We start from the raw sequence: 20100 nt of genomic DNA, 5'->3' as shown, positions 1-20100 counted from the left end.
GGTATCTTCCAATGAAAAGAAAAAAAATAGTTGTTGCACTAGGACACAAAGCTCTTGGAACGACGCTGCCGGAACAGAAAGCAGCCGTAAAACGTTCCGCAAAAGTAATCGCAGATCTCGTTGCTGCCGGTGCTGATGTTGTCATCACCCACAGCAATGCGCCGCAGGTCGGCATGATCCACATGGCGATGAATGAATTCGGCAAAATGCACACCGACTACAGCGCAGCCCCGATGTCTGTCTGCTCCGCTATGAGCGAAGGCTACATCGGCTACGACCTGCAGAACGCCATCCGTGCTGAGCTTCTCCGCAGAGGAATCTTCAAAACCACATCCACGATTCTTACACAGGTTGAAGTAGATCCGTACGACGATGCCTTCAACAATCCGGTCAAACTGATCGGCCGTACGCTTACCAAAGAGGAGGCTGACGCAGAGGAAGAAAAAGGAAACTACGTAACGAAAACCGAGGACGGCTACCGCCGAATCGTTGCTGCTCCGAAGCCGCAGGATATCGTAGAGATCGACTCCATCCGTCTTCTTCTCGATGCCGGACAGGTTGTCATCGCAGCAGGCGGCGGCGGAATCCCGGTTCTCCCGCAGAATGAAGAGTTAAAGGGTGCATCCGCAGTCATCGAAAAAGACCTCACCAGCGGCCTGATGGCAGAAATGCTGAACGCAGACATGCTGATGATCCTGACCAGCGTGGAAAACGTTTCCATCAACTACGGTACCCCGGACGAAAAACCGCTGGAGCACATCACCGTTGCTGACGCGAAGAAATACATCGCAGAAGGCCAGTTCGGAGAAAACTCCATGCTGCCGAAGATGGAAGCAGCTGTTTCTTTCCTCGAGAAAGGCATCGGCCGTACCGCAGTCATCACTTCCATTGATTCTGCACTCGCCGGATTCCAGGGAAAAACAGGTACGATTATCGAGTAATACAAAGTATACAAAAAAGGATTCCCGCGAGTGGGAATCCTTTTTTTCTACTCTTTTTCCGGACTAAAAAGCCAGATTAGAAAGTAAATTTATCTGCAAAGTAAGCATCGAGATCCTCAATTTTAATTCTCTCCTGCTCCATGGTGTCACGGTCACGGACGGTAACAGCACCATCGGTCTCGGAATCGAAGTCGTAGGTGATGCAGTACGGAGTACCGATCTCATCCTGACGGCGATACCGTTTTCCGATATTTCCACGGTCATCAAACTCGCAGTTGTATTTCTTGGACAGCTCTGCAAAGACTTTCTCAGCGCCCTCGTTCAGCTTCTTGGAAAGCGGAAGCACACCGATTTTTACCGGTGCCAGTGCCGGATGGAAATGCATCACGGTACGAACATCATTCTTCTCTGCGTCGAGAACTTCCTCGTCATAAGCGCTGCACAGGAATGCCAGAACGACACGGTCAGCACCAAGAGACGGCTCGATAACATACGGGATGTATTTCTCGTTCTTCTCTGGATCGAAATAGGTCATATCCTGTCCGGATACATTCTGATGCTGGGTCAGGTCGTAATCGGTACGGTCTGCGATTCCCCACAGCTCGCCCCATCCGAACGGGAACAGGAACTCGATATCGGTTGTTCCCTTGCTGTAGAAGCACAGCGCTTCCGGAGAATGGTCTCTTGCACGCATCTCTTCGTCTTTCATGCCGAGGCTCTTCAGCCAGTTGATGCAGAAGCCTCTCCAGTACTGGAACCAGTCAAGATCGGTGCCAGGCTCGCAGAAGAACTCCAGCTCCATCTGCTCGAACTCACGGGTACGGAAGGTGAAGTTACCCGGTGTAATCTCGTTACGGAAAGATTTACCGATCTGGCCGATTCCGAACGGAATTTTCTTTCTGGAAGTACGCTGTACGTTTTTGAAGTTTACGAAGATACCCTGTGCAGTCTCAGGACGAAGATATACGGTGTTCTTCGCATCCTCTGTAACACCCTGGAAGGTTTTGAACATCAGGTTGAACTGACGGATATCGGTAAAGTTATGTTTTCCGCAGGACGGACACGGAATCTGATGCTCCTCGATGAAGTTCTTCATCTCTTCCTGGGACCATGCGTCTACACTGCCGCCTTCGATTTCAATGCCTTTTTCCTCGCAGAAGTCTTCGATCAGCTTGTCTGCACGGAAACGCTCGTGGCACTCTTTACAGTCCATCAGAGGATCGGAAAATCCGCCGAGATGACCGGAAGCTACCCATGTCTGCGGGTTCATCAGGATCGCGCAGTCAACACCTACGTTGTGCGGGCTCTCCATCACGAATTTCTGCCACCATGCTTTTTTCACGTTGTTTTTCAGCTCAACACCGAGCGGGCCGTAATCCCAGGTATTTGCCAGGCCGCCGTAGATTTCGGAACCCGGATATACAAAACCTCTGGATTTTGCTACTGCCACAATTTTGTCCATTGTCTTTTCCATAGTTAGTTACTCCTCTATTTTATTTGTTTACTTACCATAAACAACAATAACAGGACTGGCAAGAAGAACGTCCTGCTCATATTCCTGCTCTGTTTCTTCTGTCTTAGTCTGCTCTGATGATGACGCAGAAGCACTCTCTGTGGACTTTGTGGTCCACTCGCCGGCCGTATCCACCGTGTTTTTTCCTTTGATCACGGCTGTACCGGAAACGCAGAGCACCGGATCTTCCGTTACGATTTCCAGCGGCTCCTCGCAGACAATCACGCGTACATGCTTAACGCCTTTGACCGCATCTTCGACTGAAACCTCATTGCCTTTAGAATCGACAAAGGAAGCGGAAAAATCATATCCCGCTTCTTCTGCCTCATCCAGCGTGCCTGCGAAAAATTCTGCTCCGTGATAATCCGCGTAGGACTGGTAATCTCCGTATTCCATCCGGATCTCCACCTTGTCCTCTTTGATCTGGCATTTTTCCAGCTTCACGGAATCCGCATCGCCGCGCTCCTCTGTGAATTTTTTGATGTCATCCTCCACAAAGACCTTCAGTTCGTCTTCCGTGTAATCATCGTCTTTGCTGTAATCTTCCACAATGGCTTCTGTCACAACACCATTTTTGCTCACATAGACAGATGTCGTTGTCACATCTTTTAACTTCTCACAGCCCGACAGCAGCACGGAAGCCGCTGTCAGAACTGCGAGAAGCTGTCCTGCTTTTTTCATAAAAATCCTCTAAAAACCGCCTGAATTATTTGTTGCGGTAAATGATATCGTCTCTTCCCGGCCCGTTGGAGATCATGGTGATCGGGAATCCGATTTCTTTCTCTACAAACTCGATGTAGTTTCTGCAGTTCTCCGGCAGCTCCTCGTATTTCTTGATGCCGCGGATATCGCATTTCCATCCCGGAAGGGTTTTCAGAACCGGTTTTGCTTTCTCAAGAATGCTGGTGTTCGGGAAATCGTGGATTTCTTTTCCGTCTACTTCGTATGCTACGCAAACCGGAATCTCGTCCAGATATCCGAGAACGTCAAGTACGGTAAATGCTACATCGGTGGTACCCTGCATTCTGCAGCCGTAACGGGAAGCAACACAGTCGAACCATCCCATACGTCTCGGGCGGCCTGTGGTTGCACCGAACTCTCCGCCGTCTCCGCCGCGTCTTCTGAGCTCATCTGCCTCATCGCCGAAGATCTCGGAAACGAAAGCACCTGCTCCTACTGCGCTGGAGTAAGCTTTGCATACGGTTACGATTTTCTTGATTTCATATGGCGGAACACCTGCTCCTACTGCGCCGTAGCCGGCCAGTGTGGAAGAAGAAGTTACCATCGGGTAAATTCCGTGATCCGGGTCTTTTAAGGAACCAAGCTGACCCTCAAGCAGGATCTCCTTGCCTTCCTGAATCGCGTTCCACAGGAATGCGGAAGTATCGCATACGTATGGCTCAACCATTTTTTTGTATTCCATCAGCTCTGCATAGATCTCATCCGGATTTAACTGCGGTTTGTGATACAGATGCTCGAGCAGAATGTTCTTGGTTTCGCATACGGATTTCAGTTTCTCTTTCAGGTGCTCATCGTCGAACAACTCGTTTACCTGGAAACCGATTTTTGCATATTTATCTGAGTAGAACGGAGCGATACCGGATTTGGTGGAACCAAAGGATTTTCCGCCCAGACGCTCTTCCTCATACTGATCGAACAGGATGTGGTACGGCATTACCATCTGTGCACGGTCGGAAATTTTGATCTTCGGTGCCGGCACTCCCTTCGAAACGATCTCATTTAACTCTTTGATCAGAACCGGAATATTGAGTGCAACACCGTTTCCGATTACGCTTGTTGTGTGGCTGTAAAATACGCCGGATGGAAGGGTATGAAGTGCAAACTTTCCATAGTTGTTTACAATGGTATGGCCTGCATTCGCACCACCCTGGAAACGGACAATAATGTCTGCCTCTTTTGCGAGCATATCGGTAATCTTACCTTTTCCCTCGTCTCCCCAGTTTGCTCCTACTACTGCCTTAATCATGTGACATCCTCCTAATTCAACGTATACTTGCGGCCTCTTTGTTTCGGCCGTTCATGCATAGTATACCATGTTTTCTTCATAAGTAAAACTTATTATTACTTATAAAATTTGTTTTTTTATTATTTCTGTTTATCAAACGCATCAGACGTTGATTTCCGCAGTCATGCCAAGTGCCTCTTTGTTTGCCTCAAGCACCGGATTAACTACGTTCTTCAGGAATGCGTCAACCTGTACGGATGCGCGGCCTGTGTATTTGGACGGATCCATCGTCTTTTCCAGCTCTTCTTTGGTCAGATGGAACATCTCATCCGCTGCGATCAGATCCAGAAGATCGTTGTCGCGGCCTTCCTCTTTGACATGTTTTCCGGCGATCATGGACAGCTCGCGGATTCTCTCATGCAGCTCCTGACGGTCGCCGCCTGCTTTTACCGCATCCATCATGATATTCTCAGTTGCCATAAACGGAAGCTCTGCCATCATGTGTTTTAAGATAACCTTTGGATAAACCACAAGTCCGTCTACGACGTTCATGCACAGATCCAGGATACCGTCGATGGCAAGGAAGCCTTCCGGAATGGAAAGTCTCTTGTTTGCAGAGTCATCGAGGGTTCTCTCAAACCACTGTACAGAAGAGGTGATGGCCGGATTTAATGCATCGGTGATCACATAACGGGACAGGGATGCGATACGCTCGCTTCTCATCGGATTTCTCTTGTATGCCATGGCGGAAGATCCGATCTGTCCTTTCTCGAACGGCTCCTCAACTTCTTTTAAGTGCTGCAGAAGACGGATGTCGTTGGAGAATTTTGTTGCGCTTGCCGCAATGCCTGCCAGAACGTTTAATACTCTCGTATCGACTTTTCTGGAATACGTCTGTCCGGAAACAGGATAGCAGTTCTTGAAGCCCATTTTCTCAGCGATCATCGGATCAATCTTGTCGATGGTCTCCTGATCTCCGTCGAACAGCTCTAAAAAGCTTGCCTGTGTGCCTGTTGTTCCTTTGGAGCCGAGCAGCTTTAAGGTGCTCTGTACGTACTCGAGATCTTCAAGGTCCATTAAGAACTCCTGCATCCACAGGGTTGCACGTTTTCCGACGGTGGTCGGCTGTGCCGGCTGGAAGTGGGTGAATGCAAGGGTCGGCTGGTCTTTGTAGGTATCCGCAAATTTTGCCAGCTCAGCGATAACGTTCACCAGTTTTTTCTTCACCAGCTTTAAGGCTTCGTTCATGACAATGATATCGGTATTGTCGCCTACGTAGCAGCTGGTTGCTCCCAGATGGATGATTCCTTTTGCTTTCGGACACTGTACGCCGTAGGCATACACATGGGACATTACGTCATGACGGCAGACTTTCTCTCTTTCTTTTGCCACATCGTAGTTGATGTTCTCGGCATTTGCTTTCAGTTCTTCGATCTGCTCATCAGTAATAGAAAGTCCCAGTTCTTTTTCTGTCTCAGCCAGTGCAATCCATAACTTTCTCCAGGTACGGAATTTCATATCCGGGGAGAAGATGTACTGCATCTCCTTGCTTGCATAACGTTCGGAAAGAGGGCTTACATATCTGTCAGTTCCGCTCATAGACACGATTCTCCTTTTCTTGTCAAAATGTGTATTCGGTTTCTCTTTTATCCCCGCTCTTTTTCATTCCCAAAAACAGAATGGGACGTATAAAGAGCGTGTTTGAAATACGTTTCAACCACGCTCTAGTATAACGCATGTTGTTTTTTTAGGCAAGTGCAACGTCGTTACTTCTCACGAAATTTTCCCAAAAAGCCCTGCATTCTGGCATTTTCGGAATCGAAAACTTCGTCCGGTGTTCCCTCCACGGCGATCACACCCTGGTCCATAAAGATGACGCGGTCGGAAATTTCCCGGGCAAAATTCATCTCGTGGGTAACGATCACCATCGTCATGTTCATCTCCGCAAGAGATTTGATGACCTTTAAAACTTCGCCTGTCAGCTCCGGATCGAGTGCCGATGTCGGCTCATCGAAAAAGAGCACCTTCGGTTTCAGCATCAGCGCGCGCGCAATCGCAACTCTCTGACACTGGCCGCCGGAAAGCTGACACGGATACGCCTTTTCCTTTCCGGTCAGACCCATTTTTCCAAGCAGCTCTTCCGCCTGTGCTTCCACCTCCGCGCGGTTCCGCTTCTGTACATGGATCGGCGCATCGCAGAGATTTTTCATAACATTATAATGAGGAAACAGATGGAAACTCTGGAATACCATTCCAAAATTCTCCTGTATTTTCCGTAGTACGGCAGGCTTCGCATAGACGGATTTTCCGTTTTCCATTGTAACTGCCTGCTTGCCAAGGTACGCCAGATCACCGCCGTCCATCGTTTCAAGCATTGCCGCGCACCGCAGCAGTGTCGATTTTCCCGATCCCGACGGGCCGATGATCGAGAGCACCTCGCCCTCTTCTACTTTGAGGGAAATATCTTTTAACACTTCGAGATCCCCAAAGCTCTTTCTTACATGGTTCATTTCCAGATAAATCATATCGTTTTCCGCTCTCTTCTATAGTTAATGATAATAAGAAAATTTCTTTTCCAAAAGTTCCATCACCCACGCCACGACAAAATTGAAGATGTAGTAGAAAATACCGGCGGCGACGAACGGAACCATCGTGGTCTTGGCCGCCGCGATCTGTTTTGCGATCGTGAACATTTCCACATAGGAAATGGAAAAGGCCAGCGACGTATCCTTGACCAGCGTAATCACCTCATTGGTGATCGCCGGCAGAATCCGTTTCACAACCTGCGGCAGAATAATGCGGACAAACGTCTGTCCCTTCGAATAACCAAGAAGCTTTGCTGCCTCGTACTGTCCACGATCCATCGAAACGATGCCGGAGCGGTAGATTTCTGCAAAATAGGCGCCGTAGTTTAAGGCAAATCCGGTGATAATCGCCGGAAAGCGCCATTTTCCGATGTTCATACCGAACAGATAGAACGGTCCGAAGTAAACCACCATGAGCTGCAGCATCAGAGGCGTGCCGCGCATCAGGGAGATATAGAGCCGGAAAATTCCGCTCACAATCCGGTTTTTCGACATACGCCCGAAGGCGATCAGCAGACCGAGCGGCAGGGAAAATACGAGCGTCAGGACAAATATCGAGATCGTTCCCGCCATTCCGGTACTAAGCTGTGATAGAATCATGGACAACTTCATGCTGCTTTACTCTCCTTTTTTCTCCAGACACACCATGTCTGCGATTCCGTATTTTTCTGCGAGTTTGTCGAATGTTCCGTCGGCCAGAACCTGCTGCAGGCCTTCGTTTACTTTATCGCAGAGCTCGGTATTTCCTTTTTTGAATCCGATCGCATATTTCTCAGAGTTCAGGTGCTCGTCGAGGATTTTGTATCCTTCTCCGCGGCTTTCCAGCTGATATTTGGCAACGCCGATATCCATGGCAACCGCATCGATGGAACCTGCCTGAAGCTCTACAAACGCATTGTTATAATCCGGGAACTGCTGCAGAGCGGCGAAAGTATCGGCGAGTTCTTTCTGACCGCCTTCTTCCTCACTCTGTAAAAGATCGAGTGCTGCGGATGCTGCCTGCACACCAACCGTCTTTCCTGCCAGATCGGACAGGCTGTTGATGCCGGAATTCTCAGATACGACCATCACCTGGCTGTTGTCCACGTACGGATCGGACCAGGTGTAATCGTCCTCTCTGCCGTTCATGGTAAAGCCGTTCCAGATGCAGTCAATCGCACCAGAATTCAGCTCGGTATCTTTCGCATCCCAGTTGATCGGGGTTTTTACCAGCTTCCAGCCGTAAATCTCGCAGACTGCCTCGGCGAGCTCCAGGTCAAATCCGGTGTAATCGCCGGTCTCATCGTCCATGTAGCCGTACGGCGGGTATTCTGCATCGAAGCCCACGGTAAAGGTTGTCGTTCCGTCTGCGGAAGAGGATGCTGCTCCTGCTGATGAGGCAGATGTTTTTGCTGTGTCTGCAAAGCCGCAGCCAGCCAGCAGGGCAGATACACAAAAGGCTGCTGTCAAAATGCTAACCATTTTCTTTTTCATAATAATCTTCTCCTTTTCTACGTGATCATGTTATCACTGTACTACGCTAAACTAATTGGTATCCTACCATACTCCGGCACCGCCTGTCAACCCGCACCGGTTAAATAATCCAGAAAACCTGTTCCAACACAAAAAAAGTCTCCGAAACGGTCAGCAGATTCTGCTTTTTTCCGTCTTCGGAGACTTTGATTTTTCTATTTTGGATAACTATTTATAAACCCTTGTTACACGGCTGCTGATATCGCAGAGCATCTCGTAATCGAAACGTGCCGCCGGGTTGGCGATCTCTTCGATCGTGATGGTCTCATCCCCGTCGGTTCCGACAAGCGTTACAACGTCCTCCACCTGCACATCCGGGATGTCGGTCACGTCCACCATCATCTGATCCATACAGATTCTTCCGATGATCGGTGCTTTTTTCCCGTGGATCAGCACACAGCCCTGGTTCGAGAGAGCTCTCGGATAGCCGTCTGCATAGCCGGCTGAAACAGTTGCGATCCGTGTCATCGGTTTCTCGGTCACATACGTGGCACCGTAGCTGACGCCGATGCCCGGGCCGACTTCCTTCACATGGATGACATGGCTCTTCCAGGAAAGCGCCGGGATCAGATCGAGACGCTCTTTTTTTACCTTCTCGGATGGGTAAATGCCGTAGGTGATGATACCGGAACGTACCATCTCAAAGCGGTGATCATCAAATTCCATGATTCCGGCGGAGTTGCAGATATGGCGAAGCGGAATCGTCACGCCGCGCTCTGCTAAAAGTGCCGTCATCTTATCATATTTTTCCATCTGCATCGAACAGTACGTCTTGTCTTCCTGATCGGCGCAGGAGAAATGCGTAAACATACCTTCCAGCTCGATGTGCGGAAGATCCGCGATTTTTGCCGCCTCATCCGCATCGTGCTCTGTCACCTGGAAGCCGATCCGCGTCATGCCGGTATCGACCGCGAGGTGTGCTTTTGCTTTCCGGTTCTGGCGTGCTGCCTCTTTTTCGAGGGCAAGTGCCTGTGCGTAGCTGTCGATCGTCTGAGTGATGTCGTATTCCACAAGGTCGCCGTACTGGGACGGGGACACGTAGCCGAGAATCAGGATCGGCGCGGAAATGCCGTTTTCTCTGAGCTCGACAGCCTCCTCGATGGTTGCGGTTGCAAAATAATCAACCTGGTTTTCCAGATAGGATGCTACCGGAACGGCACCGTGGCCGTAGGCGTTCGCTTTTACAACGCCAAGGAGTTTCACGCCCTCCGGTAGTCTTTTTTTCACTTCTCTGATGTTATGCCCGATCGCTTCGAGTGAAATCTCTGCATAACAGCGTAAGTATCTGTTCACTTTTTTCCTTCTTTCTTTCCGTACTTTTTCTGAGACGCCAAAACGTGCCTGAAAACTCTTTCGGATTATTTTCAGACACGCTCTCGTATCAGATTCCGGCTGTGCCGGTTTTTATTTGTCCGGTCTGCGGATGGCGGAATAGATATTTTTTACATTTTTCAGCACTACATGCGTTCTTGTCGCATCGACGCCCGGAAGGCTCATCACCTGGCGGTGGATTTCTTCGAGTTCGTCGGATGAGTGACAGGAAATGCGGATAATCAAATCAAAATCTCCGGTCTGATAATAGCAGGATACGATGTACTCCAGTTTCTGGATCGCATCTGCAAAACTGTCAAAGAACTTCGGATGCTCCAGGCTGACTTCCATCAGCGCGGTCATCTCATTTCCCGTTTTCTTTTCGTCTACAATAATGGTGTATTCTTTAATCACTCCGGTTTCTTCCATTTTACGGATTCTCTCGATGACTGCAGAAACCGATAAATGAATCTCTTTGCTGATATTGGAAGCCGTCTCGCGGGCATTTTTCTGCAATATCTTCAGAATCTTATAATCAATGGCATCCATGTATTTTTCCTCCCATAAGAATTGACAGGGCTCTTCTTTCCAGATTTTAGCATAAAATTTCCCTGTCACTACCTTTCTATTATATCAAATTTTTCAGATAAGTCCAGTTTTTCCCAAAATATTTTATAGAAAGATTAGAATTTTTCTTTAAATTGCACAGATGCCGGTTTTTCTATTCTTCGAAGGTTTCTGCAATATCCTGCATCAGAATGCCGATCCCGAGGTGCTGCGGGCACTGCTTTTCACAGCGATAACAGTTGATGCAGTCATCGGCACGTTTGTCCTGACGCTCATACTCTGCACGAACCGCTTCGACGCCTTCCGTCGCTGTCCGGTTGTAAAGCGCAAACAAACCCGGGATGTTGATTTTTACCATGCACGGCATACAGCTCTGACAACCGGTGCAGCAAACCAGAAGTTCTGTTCCATTTTCCTGCATAGGGAAATTCCCCCTTTTTTGCTTTTCCGTTTTTCTATTATAGTACATTTCCCGTTCTGGAACAAGGCTGATCTTTGCGGACATTTTCACGCCCCTTTCACCCTGAATTTTCTCCTTTTTCAGTGTTTTGAAAATTTTTTAATTTTTTTCAAAAAAGGGGTTGACTTTTTCTCAGCTTTCCTGTAGAATACGTTTTGTCAGTGAGGCACGGCAGTCAACAAGACAGAGAAAAAAATCAGTGCCCATCATCTGCGGGTGTAGTTCAATGGTAGAACACCAGCCTTCCAAGCTGGATACGTGGGTTCGATTCCCATCACCCGCTTCATCCAAAAGGATGTATATGCGCGAGTGGCTCAGGGGTGGAGTACAACCTTGCCAAGGTTGGGGTCGCGGGTTCGAATCCCGTCTCGCGCTCTTTTTATTACCGAAATTTCTTCACAGGAATTTCGGTTTTTTGTTTTATCAAAAACTTTTTTTACCAAGGAAAGGAGTTCTTATGATTCAGGATATCGCTCCGCATAAATATTATGTAGATTACCACCCTTCCACACCGAACGATACCGATCTCGTTTTCATCTACGGTCATCACACAATTCTGTGCAATTTTGAAGATCCGCAGATCCGCTATCCTTCGATTGCAGAAATTGCACCTGTTTTCCCGGAAATCCGGGAAAAAGCAAAATTTCTGTTCCGTATCGACGAAACCAATTACTATGAACTGCGCCGCCCGCAGCTTTCGGAATTTGATATCTGGAAATATGAAAACACACTGATTCTGCGCCGCGCCGTTCCGGGATGGCTCGGATTCGCCGGCATCACCGGCTACCAGATCCACACCTGGTACACAGACCACACCTACTGCGGCCGCTGCGGAACCAAGATGCACGCGCCCGGAAATGAACGTGCGATGCAGTGCCCGTCCTGCGGCGCACTCTCCTATCCGGTGATCTGCCCAAGCGTCATTGTCGCCATCACTGATGGTGACCGCCTGCTGCTCACGAAGTACGCACCTTCCCACAGCAGCCACCGCCAGTACGCCCTCGTGGCCGGCTATACCGAGGTCGGTGAGACGCTGGAACAGACGGTGCACCGTGAAGTCATGGAAGAAGTCGGATTAAAGGTCAAAAATCTGAGATACTATAAGAGTCAGCCGTGGTCCTTCAGCGGCTCGCTGCTCGCCGGATTTTACTGCGATGTGGACGGCGATCCGTCCATTACCCTCGACCGCGAGGAACTCTCCGTTGCCGAATGGTTTGACCGCGATTCTCTTCCGGAGACGCCGAACCTCATCAGTCTGACCGGTGAAATGATCGAATGCTTCCGCCAGGGAAAAGAACCGAAATAAAAAATAAGAAATCATTTTGTGACTTAGTCACAGAACTTCCCGTTCTGCTGTGGTATTCTACAGTCACAACAGAAAAACACTTACCGGGAAATAAAAAATCCCGTTTTAAAAAAGGAGGACTTCTATTATGTCATTAATTCATGTTACATCCGAAAACTTTGAAAAAGCTCTGCAGGCAGCACCTGGCGTTGCCGTTGTTGATTTCTTTGCTACCTGGTGCGGACCGTGCAAAATGCTCGCCCCGGTCATCGAAGAGGCAGCTGAGGATATGCCGGAGATCCAGTTCTACAAAGTAGACGTTGACGAAGCACCGGAGCTGGCAAGATCCTTTAAAGTCATGAGCGTTCCGACCCTCGCTTTCTTCAAAAACGGCGAACTCGTAAAGAAAAACGTCGGCGCCGTTTCCTATGAGGAGCTGGAAGAACTGATTAACTCTGTAAAATAAACAGCGTAATATTGGAAATGCAAGAAAAAACGTATCGGCACAAAAACCGATACGTTTTTTCTTGCATTTCTTTCCGTTCTTTTCTATCATGGAAGAAACGGCTGCTGCCGTAGTTTACAAAAGAACGTTCTTCTTCCGAAAGGAGTTTTATTTATGTCATCTTTTCTGGAATCCTGTTTTCAGGAGCATTATCCATTTTATTCAAAGCTTACCGCCGATGAACAGCAGACACTCGTGCTCTCTTCCGTCCTGACGACGTATCAGCGCGGCGATTTTCTCTACAGCTGTGACGATGACTGTCTCGGCGTTCTGCTTGTCCTCTCCGGCAAGCTCCGCATCTTTATCCAGTCCGGCGAGCAGCGGGAAATTACCCTGTTTACCACCGGTCCCGGCGAAGTCTGCACGCTGTCTGCCTCCTGTGCGATGCAGGAAATCAGCTTTGATATTCTGATTGAGGCCGAGGAGGAGACGAAAGTTCTCATCACTCCGGCCAGCACGTTCCGCAGACTGTTGAATCAGAATATTTACGTTGAAAACTACATTTACCGGGAAACAACGGAGCATTTTTCCGAAGTCATGTGGGCGATGGGCCAGCTCCTCTTTACGCGGCTTGACCAGCGCCTTGCCGGATATCTCGAGGATGAACGCATCCGCACCGGTTCCCCGGTGCTCTCCACCACGCACGAACAGATCGCGCGGAACCTCGGCAGTGCCAGAGAGGTCGTTTCCCGCACCTTAAAGTCGTTCGAGAAAGACGGCATCGTCGCACTCTCCCGCGGCACGGTCACGATTCTCGATGTCAAAAAGCTCCGCGGCATCTGCCGGATGCGCCGATAGTTCTTCTACGCGCGCAGACATTTTCCCACAGGCTCTGCCCTGCCGCTCGAGAAAATATTTTTCAAAAGCGTTCTAACGGCACTCCATCTTAATTTCAATCTCATTTCCTTCCACGGCCACCTTCGCATAACTTCCGACGATCAGCGGCATCGCCGGATGAAGGTGTCCGATGTCGAGATCCATCACGATCGGCACGTTGTATTTTCCAAGCAGATCCGTCACGGCGCGGTACTGGTCGAGTTCCCCGAATTTCTGTCCGAACTGCAGCGGGCGGCCAATCAAAAAGCCTTTCACATATTGGAACCAGCCGGCGTGCTCCATCTGCCAGATTGCGCGGCGGATCGCAAAGACGTTCAGATCGCACGCTTCCAGAAACCAGACAAAACCGTCCTCTTTATATTTTTCCACAAAATCAACCGTTCCGTCGTACTTCGTTCCAAGAATATTGACGAGACAGTCGAGACAGCCGCCGATGAGCCGTCCCTCAAATGCACTGTCCGCATCCGGGAAGCGGCGCAGAACGCGCGGTTCTGTAATCTGGTACGGCAGATACGGATTTTCCTCGCTTCTGCCCTTCGCATCGTCTCTTTCCCATCCCTCATAGCCGCGGACGGTACGCACTTCTCCCGTCAGTACGCCAAACGCATCCGCTACGGATTTATGCCACGGCTCCATGCCGAAATCACTCGCACACGGACCGTAAACAGCCGCCGTATCGCAGATGGTCGGCAGAAGATACGTAAAATGCGTATTGTCAGAATAGCCGAGATACCATTTCGCCGGTGCCTTTCTGATCTTTTCAAAATCCACGTAATCGAGATCCTCGCACATCAGCTCTCCGCCGCCGCAGGAAATCAGACAGTCATTCTTCTCACTGACATAATATTCCGTCAGCTCTTTTCCGCACTCCTCCGGTGCCGCGCTGATTCCGATGCCGTGCTCTGCATAGCAGTTTGGCCCAAGATCCAGCTGATATCCCATCTCTTTCCATTTTTTCTGTGCATTTGCAAACGCGGACTTGTATGGCTCTGTTGTGCATCCAAACGATGGTGCCACAAAGCCGATCGTTCCGCCCTTTTTCAGATTTTCCGGAAACCTCATGTCGCATCCTCCTTTATCCTAATTCTTCTGCCTCCAGATTCTTATACTGCGTCAGCTCATCCCCGAAGATCAGCTCTCCGTCGTTCTGCGCAAAGTACAGCTCCTCTTCTTTTTCCAGTTTTGCCTTTCCGTTCGTCCCCTCGGTAATCTCCGCGCAGAGACGGTCCACCTCCGTTTTCGGAACGAGAACGCGGATTTTCACCTGATCGGTGTACTCGGATTCCAGAATCGGAATCCCCCGCTGGCCGAGCAGATACTGGATTTTACCGATGCCGTTGTAATCCGTCTCAATCAACAGCCGCACGCCGCAGATCTCGTCAATCAGAACACTGTTTGCCAGCCCCTCCTGCACCGCCTGCGAGTACGCGCGCACCAGGCCGCCCGTTCCCAGCAGCGTACCGCCGAAATACCGCGTCACCACAACAAGCACATTGCGGAGGCCTGCTCCCTGTACCACATCGAGCATCGGCCGCCCTGCCGTGCCGGAAGGCTCCCCGTCGTCGCTGCAGCGCACCGTCTCCTGATTTTCTCCAATAATATACACAAAACAGTTATGCCGCGCATCCCAGTATTTTTTCCGCAGAGCTTCCAGGCAGGAAAGTGCCTCCTCCTCAGATTCCACCAGACGCACCGTCGCAATAAAACGTGATTTCTTCTCCACGATTTCCCCGGTTCCACCCCGGTAAACCGTCCGAAACTGATCGATCATATGTCCTTACTCCTTCACCCAAATATGTACCTATCTTACCATATCATTTCTGAAAAATCAGCATTCTTTTCAGAAATACTTTTATTCCAGCCCTTTGTTTGGTATAATAAAAATAAGTATACCCTGCTTTTTGCAGGGCAGGAACACCATTGATTACTGAACTGAATCAGTTTTGCAGGAACATGACATAAGGAGGATTTTCTATATGCACTTTGGAAAAAGTCATCTGGAAGACAAACGTGAAGATCTGCGGTCCCATTACGGAAAGATTGAAAAGACGGCCGGCGTGACGGCGCTGCGCATCGCGTTCTGTCTTCTTCTTGTCGTTCTCGTCTGCGGTGCCGGGCTTGTGATCGGCGCTGTCCGCGGCGTGATTGACAGTGCCCCTGATATCTCGGAGGCAAATATCATGCCGCTCGGCAACGCGTCGTTTATCTACGATGCTGACGGCAACCAGGTACAGAAGCTGACCGGGGCTCAGGGAAACCGTGTCTCGATTTCGATTGAGGAGATTCCGCTCGATATGCAGCACGCGATCGTCGCGGTTGAGGATGCCCGTTTTTATGAGCACAACGGCATCGATCCGAGCGGTATCATCCGTGCTTTCGTTGTCGGCGTCAGCCACGGCTTTCATTTTACCGAGGGCGCCAGCACGATCACACAGCAGCTCTTAAAAAACAATGTTTTCACTGACTGGATGGAAGAGACGCGGATGCAGAGCTTCAAGCGGAAGATCCAGGAACAGTACCTGGCGCTGAAGCTGGAAAAAACACTGACCGCAGAGGGTGAAAACGCCAAAGACGTTATTCTGGAAAATTATCTGAATACGATCAACTTAGGTTCCGGCTGCTACGGTGTCCAGACGGCAGCGCAGACGTATTTCGGAAAGGATGCAAAAGATCTGACGCTCTCTGAATGCGCCGTTCTTGCCGCAATTCCAAAGGCGCCGACGGCATATAATCCGAAAAACCACCCGGAGAAAAACCAGCAGCGCCGCGACAAGATCCTGAACAACATGAAAGAGCAGGGCTACATCACCGAAGAAGAATACACCATTGCCATGAACGACAATGTTTACGACCGCATCGCCATGCACACGCAGTCCCAGGCGGAGAGCGCGCCGTACTCCTACTTTATCGATGAAGTCATCACCAACCTGATCAACGATCTGATGGTACAGAAAGGCTACACCGAAGTGCAGGCAAAGAACGTTGTCTACAGCGGCGGCCTCAAAATCTATACCACACAGGATTCCTACATGCAGTCGATTCTCGATACGGAATTCCAGAATCCGGAGAACTTCCCGGCGAACACGCAGATCGGTCTCGACTGGGCGCTCACCGTAGAGCAGGCAGACGGCGAGGTACAGAACTACAGCAAAGAGATGCTGCAGCTCTACTTCCGCAACAGCGATCCGAATTTCGATCTGCTCTTTGACTCCCAGGAGGAGGCACAGAGCTATATCGACCAGTACAAAGCCGCTATCATGCAGGAGGGCGATACGATTGTTGCCGAGCGCAGCAGCTTCACCCCGCAGCCGCAGGCGTGCATGACCGTTATGGACCAGCGCACCGGTTACGTGAAAGCCATCGTCGGCGGACGCGGCGAAAAAACAGCAAGTCTTACCTTCAACCGCGCAACCGATAATTATTCCCAGCCGGGTTCCACGTTCAAGATTCTTTCCGCGTACGGACCGGCGCTCGACCTTGGAAAGATTACACTCGCTACGGTAATTAAGGATGAGCCGTTCAACTACAGTGACGGCACACCGCTGCAGAACTCGGATCTTACTTACCATGGTGATGTTACCGTCCGCCAGGCGATCATCAATTCCATCAATATCCCGGCCGTCAAGGTACTGACCGAGCTTACGCCGAAGGTCGGCTTTGATTATCTGAAGAAGCTTGGTTTTTCCAAACTCTCCGAGGAATACGATGTGATCCAGCCGCTGGCTCTCGGCGGTATCACCTACGGTGTCAGTGATCTCGAACTGACGGCAGCCTACGCGGCAATCGCAGACGGCGGCCAGTACCGCAAGCCGGTGTTCTACACAAAGGTTACCGACAGCAAGGGAAATGTTTTAATTGACAACACAGAAAACAAGGCAACGCAGGTCTTCAAGGCAAGCACTGCCTCCCTCCTCACCAATGTCATGGAGGATGTTCTGGAAAAAGGTACCGGTGTTGCCGCCCGCCTCGACAATATGCACGCAGCCGGAAAAACCGGTACGACGAATGAGGCCAAGGATCTCGTCTTTGCAGGCTTTACACCATATTATACCGCTGCCATCTGGGCAACGTATGATACACACGCGGAGTTTCCGGAGAGCGACCGTGAATTCCACAAACGTCTCTGGGCAAAGGTCATGAATGAAATCCACGAAGGCCTTGCCGATATGGATTTCGAAACTTCCGCAACAGTACAGGAGGCAACGATCTGTACGAAGACCGGCCTGCTCGCCCGCTCAAGCTGCCCGTCCATCACCGAATACTTTGCGGTATCCGATCTGCCGACCGAGCGTTGCAAGGGCCACTACACCGCGCCGGCCTCAACACCGACGCCGACCAGAACCCCTTCTGCAGCATCAACTCCGCAGGCAACCCCGACACCGACGGAGGCACCGCAGGAAACTCCGGCTCCGCCCGAAACACCTGCCGATCCGCCTTCTAATACACCGGAGACTCCTGACACACCGGAGACTCCTGACACACCGGAGACCCCTGATGCACCGTCAGAACCGGATACCCCGGCGGAGATATCGGAAGTACAGCCGCAGTCCGAAGAGAGCGGCTCTTCCGAATAACTTTTTCAGTCAGTCTATACACAAAAAACCGGCCCTCTGGCATATGCCAGCAGGACCGGTTTTTCTATACTTCTTTTTCCATCTGAATCAATTAGTCAATCAGCATTTTTGCTGCGCCGTAGATACCAGCATCGTTTCCAAGGGAAGCGAGTACGATCGGGGTATCTTTGCATGCGATGAATGCTGCTTCACGGTAGTATTTAGCTACGCCGTCGATCAGGATCTGGCCTGCTTTGGATACACCGCCGCCGACTACGATAACTTCCGGGTCAACAACGCATGCGAATACTGCAAGTGCTCTTCCGAGGTACTCGGAGAACTCCTGAACGATTGCTTCTGCTGCTGCATCGCCTTCTTTTAATGCATCAAAGACAGCTTTTGCACTGATGGACTCTCCTCTTTCTCTTAAAGAAGACGGAGTATCATGGGATGCCAGATATTTCTTTGCCAGACGAACGATACCGGTTGCAGATGTCATCTGCTCGAGGCATCCGTGGTTTCCGCAGTTGCAGACCGCTTCTTCTTCCGGCTCAACACATGCATGACCAACCTCGCCGCCTGCGCCGTGAGCACCTGCTACGATCTTGCCGTCCACGATGATTCCGCCGCCGACACCGGTTCCAAGGGTAACCATAACCAGGTTCTTGCTTCCCTTTCCGCCGCCTGCCCACATCTCACCGAGAGCTGCTGCGTTTGCGTCGTTTGCTGCTTTTACTGCCATTCCGCCGAGTTCGTCGGAAAGCTCTTTTACGATATTTTTATATCCCCAGTTCAGGTTGACTGCGATGGAAAGCTCACCTTTGTCATTAACCGGGCCAGGTACGTCAATGCCGACACCGGCAACATCATCTGCTGCGATACCCTTCTCAGCCATTTTTGCTTTTACGCTTTTTGCGATATCCGGCAGAATTTCGCTTCCGCCGTTTTCGGTGCGGGTCGGGATTTCCCATTTTTCCAACAGAGTTCCGTCTGTCTGGAACATTCCGCATTTCACTGAAGTACCCCCAACATCGATTCCAAATACATAGTTTGCCATTTTCTTACTTCTCCTCTCTTTTTTTCACTAAGTTAGCCTGTACACGGCGGTACAGCTCCTGTGCGGCATTGTAGCCCATCTTCTTCTGTCTGTGGTTGACAGCAGCGGTTTCTACGATGATCGCCAGGTTACGGCCCGGACGGATCGGAAGGGAATGGCAGACAACCTTGTTTCCAAGGAACTCAATATACTCTTCTTCCAGGCCCAGACGGTCGTATTCTTTCTCTTTGTCCCACTCTTCAAGCTTGATAACAAGGTCGATAGACTGGGTATCCTTTACGCTCTCGACACCAAACAGCGTCTTGACGTCGATGATACCGATACCGCGCAGCTCGATAAAGTGACGCGTGATATCCGGTGCCGTTCCGACCAGCGTAATGTCGCTGACACGGCTGATTTCAACCACATCATCGCTGACGAGACGATGGCCTCGTTTGATCAGCTCCAGTGCAGCCTCGCTCTTTCCGATTCCGCTCTCGCCCATGATCAGAACGCCCTCGCCGAATACATCGACCAGCACGCCGTGGATGGAGATCATCGGGGCAAGCTGGACATTCAGCCAGCGGATGATTTCAGCCATGAAAACGGAAGTCGATTTGTCTACCGCAAAGGCCGGTACCTGATAACGATTGCACAGCTCCAGAATTTCCGGTCCCGGAATCATCTTCGTGGTGAAAATGACACATGGGATCTTGCGGCTTACAAACTCTTCAAACGCGCGGACGCGCTCGCTCTCTTCAAGATGCTGCAGATACGTGAACTCTACATAACCGATGATCTGCACACGCTCATTGGCAAAATGCTCATAGTAACCGGTCAGCTGCAGTGCAGGACGGTTGATATCCGGTGTGGCAATGACAAGATCTGTCATATCAACCTCTGGTGTCAGGTTGCGGAGATCCATTTCCTCCACCATTTTGGTCATTTCAATTTCTTTCATTTTCCTGTCCTCCGACTTCATTCGACGTCTTTTTAAATCCGTCTCTTCTATGATTTTAGCACAATAAA

19 protein-coding genes and 2 tRNA genes are annotated in these 20100 nt (G+C 50.1%); 7 read left to right on the top strand and 14 right to left on the bottom strand.

Features of this window, described 5'->3' with window-relative positions; genetic code table 11:
* The first annotated feature begins 11 nt into the window (after window positions 1-11).
* Window positions 12-941, top strand: a complete 930-nt coding sequence (arcC, locus tag PGS38_RS09170; RefSeq protein ID WP_022463144.1) for a carbamate kinase — start codon at window positions 12-14, stop codon at window positions 939-941.
* A gap of 76 nt (window positions 942-1017) precedes the next feature.
* On the opposite strand, the gene PGS38_RS09165 is transcribed toward arcC, so the two are convergent.
* The 10 genes from PGS38_RS09165 to PGS38_RS09120 all read right to left on the bottom strand — a co-directional run bounded on the left by PGS38_RS09165 (window position 1018) and on the right by PGS38_RS09120 (window position 10816).
* Complete coding sequence (locus PGS38_RS09165) at window positions 1018-2415, bottom strand: glycine--tRNA ligase (protein ID WP_022463143.1); 1398 nt, start codon at window positions 2413-2415, stop codon at window positions 1018-1020.
* A gap of 27 nt (window positions 2416-2442) precedes the next feature.
* Window positions 2443-3135, bottom strand: a complete 693-nt coding sequence (locus PGS38_RS09160) for a hypothetical protein (protein ID WP_022463142.1) — start codon at window positions 3133-3135, stop codon at window positions 2443-2445.
* Window positions 3136-3160: 25 nt separating this feature from the next.
* Window positions 3161-4441 carry an adenylosuccinate synthase gene (locus PGS38_RS09155; RefSeq protein WP_118749898.1) on the bottom strand — a complete coding sequence of 427 codons (1281 nt, stop codon included), beginning with the start codon at window positions 4439-4441 and terminating at the stop codon, window positions 3161-3163.
* Window positions 4442-4582: 141 nt separating this feature from the next.
* Window positions 4583-6019 carry an adenylosuccinate lyase gene (gene purB / locus PGS38_RS09150; RefSeq protein ID WP_022463140.1) on the bottom strand — a complete coding sequence of 479 codons (1437 nt, stop codon included), beginning with the start codon at window positions 6017-6019 and terminating at the stop codon, window positions 4583-4585.
* Window positions 6020-6186: 167 nt separating this feature from the next.
* On the bottom strand, window positions 6187-6945 hold the full coding sequence (locus tag PGS38_RS09145) for an amino acid ABC transporter ATP-binding protein (RefSeq protein ID WP_270476176.1): 759 nt from the start codon (window positions 6943-6945) through the stop codon (window positions 6187-6189).
* A 24-nt stretch (window positions 6946-6969) separates the two neighbouring features.
* Window positions 6970-7617: an amino acid ABC transporter permease gene (locus PGS38_RS09140; RefSeq protein ID WP_022463138.1), complete on the bottom strand. Its 648-nt coding sequence runs from the start codon at window positions 7615-7617 to the stop codon at window positions 6970-6972.
* A 6-nt stretch (window positions 7618-7623) separates the two neighbouring features.
* Window positions 7624-8478 (bottom strand): amino acid ABC transporter substrate-binding protein, encoded by an 855-nt coding sequence (locus PGS38_RS09135; RefSeq protein ID WP_117509655.1) that lies wholly within the window; start codon window positions 8476-8478, stop codon window positions 7624-7626.
* A gap of 207 nt (window positions 8479-8685) precedes the next feature.
* Window positions 8686-9810, bottom strand: a complete 1125-nt coding sequence (gene alr / locus PGS38_RS09130) for an alanine racemase (protein ID WP_117509656.1) — start codon at window positions 9808-9810, stop codon at window positions 8686-8688.
* A gap of 111 nt (window positions 9811-9921) precedes the next feature.
* The gene (locus PGS38_RS09125) at window positions 9922-10377 is read right to left on the bottom strand and encodes an Lrp/AsnC family transcriptional regulator (protein ID WP_022463135.1); all 456 of its coding nucleotides are present in this window, start codon (window positions 10375-10377) and stop codon (window positions 9922-9924) included.
* Between the two features lie 172 nt (window positions 10378-10549).
* Window positions 10550-10816, bottom strand: a complete 267-nt coding sequence (locus PGS38_RS09120; protein ID WP_022463134.1) for a 4Fe-4S dicluster domain-containing protein — start codon at window positions 10814-10816, stop codon at window positions 10550-10552.
* A 251-nt stretch (window positions 10817-11067) separates the two neighbouring features.
* Between PGS38_RS09120 and PGS38_RS09115 the strand changes: the two genes are divergently transcribed.
* From PGS38_RS09115 to PGS38_RS09095, 5 genes are all read left to right on the top strand, one after another.
* Window positions 11068-11138: transfer RNA gene (locus tag PGS38_RS09115), tRNA-Gly, on the top strand.
* Between the two features lie 20 nt (window positions 11139-11158).
* Window positions 11159-11230: transfer RNA gene (locus PGS38_RS09110), tRNA-Gly, on the top strand.
* A gap of 82 nt (window positions 11231-11312) precedes the next feature.
* Window positions 11313-12161, top strand: a complete 849-nt coding sequence (nudC, locus tag PGS38_RS09105) for an NAD(+) diphosphatase (protein ID WP_118594608.1) — start codon at window positions 11313-11315, stop codon at window positions 12159-12161.
* Between the two features lie 127 nt (window positions 12162-12288).
* The gene (trxA, locus tag PGS38_RS09100; protein ID WP_117509658.1) at window positions 12289-12606 is read left to right on the top strand and encodes a thioredoxin; all 318 of its coding nucleotides are present in this window, start codon (window positions 12289-12291) and stop codon (window positions 12604-12606) included.
* Window positions 12607-12759: 153 nt separating this feature from the next.
* On the top strand, window positions 12760-13443 hold the full coding sequence (locus PGS38_RS09095) for a Crp/Fnr family transcriptional regulator (protein WP_117509659.1): 684 nt from the start codon (window positions 12760-12762) through the stop codon (window positions 13441-13443).
* Window positions 13444-13515: 72 nt separating this feature from the next.
* Here PGS38_RS09095 and PGS38_RS09090 read toward each other — a convergent pair whose 3' ends face one another.
* On the bottom strand, window positions 13516-14544 hold the full coding sequence (locus tag PGS38_RS09090) for a S66 family peptidase (RefSeq protein WP_117509660.1): 1029 nt from the start codon (window positions 14542-14544) through the stop codon (window positions 13516-13518).
* Between the two features lie 13 nt (window positions 14545-14557).
* A complete protein-coding gene (locus PGS38_RS09085; RefSeq protein ID WP_117760495.1) occupies window positions 14558-15253 on the bottom strand; it encodes a YigZ family protein in 696 nt (231 codons plus the stop codon).
* Between the two features lie 205 nt (window positions 15254-15458).
* On the opposite strand from PGS38_RS09085, the gene PGS38_RS09080 reads away from it, so the two are divergent.
* A complete protein-coding gene (locus tag PGS38_RS09080; RefSeq protein WP_117760496.1) occupies window positions 15459-18056 on the top strand; it encodes a transglycosylase domain-containing protein in 2598 nt (865 codons plus the stop codon).
* A 91-nt stretch (window positions 18057-18147) separates the two neighbouring features.
* On the opposite strand, the gene PGS38_RS09075 is transcribed toward PGS38_RS09080, so the two are convergent.
* Complete coding sequence (locus tag PGS38_RS09075) at window positions 18148-19092, bottom strand: ROK family glucokinase (protein ID WP_117760497.1); 945 nt, start codon at window positions 19090-19092, stop codon at window positions 18148-18150.
* A gap of 4 nt (window positions 19093-19096) precedes the next feature.
* Window positions 19097-20032: an HPr(Ser) kinase/phosphatase gene (gene hprK, locus PGS38_RS09070; protein ID WP_022463126.1), complete on the bottom strand. Its 936-nt coding sequence runs from the start codon at window positions 20030-20032 to the stop codon at window positions 19097-19099.
* Between the last annotated feature and the right edge of the window lie 68 nt (window positions 20033-20100).

The sequence above is a fragment of the Fusicatenibacter saccharivorans genome (assembly GCF_027667425.1).
Lineage (GTDB): Bacteria > Bacillota > Clostridia > Lachnospirales > Lachnospiraceae > Fusicatenibacter > Fusicatenibacter saccharivorans.
The sequence above is the reverse complement of the archived record's forward strand: the minus strand, read 5'-3'. Positions and strand labels throughout refer to the sequence as shown.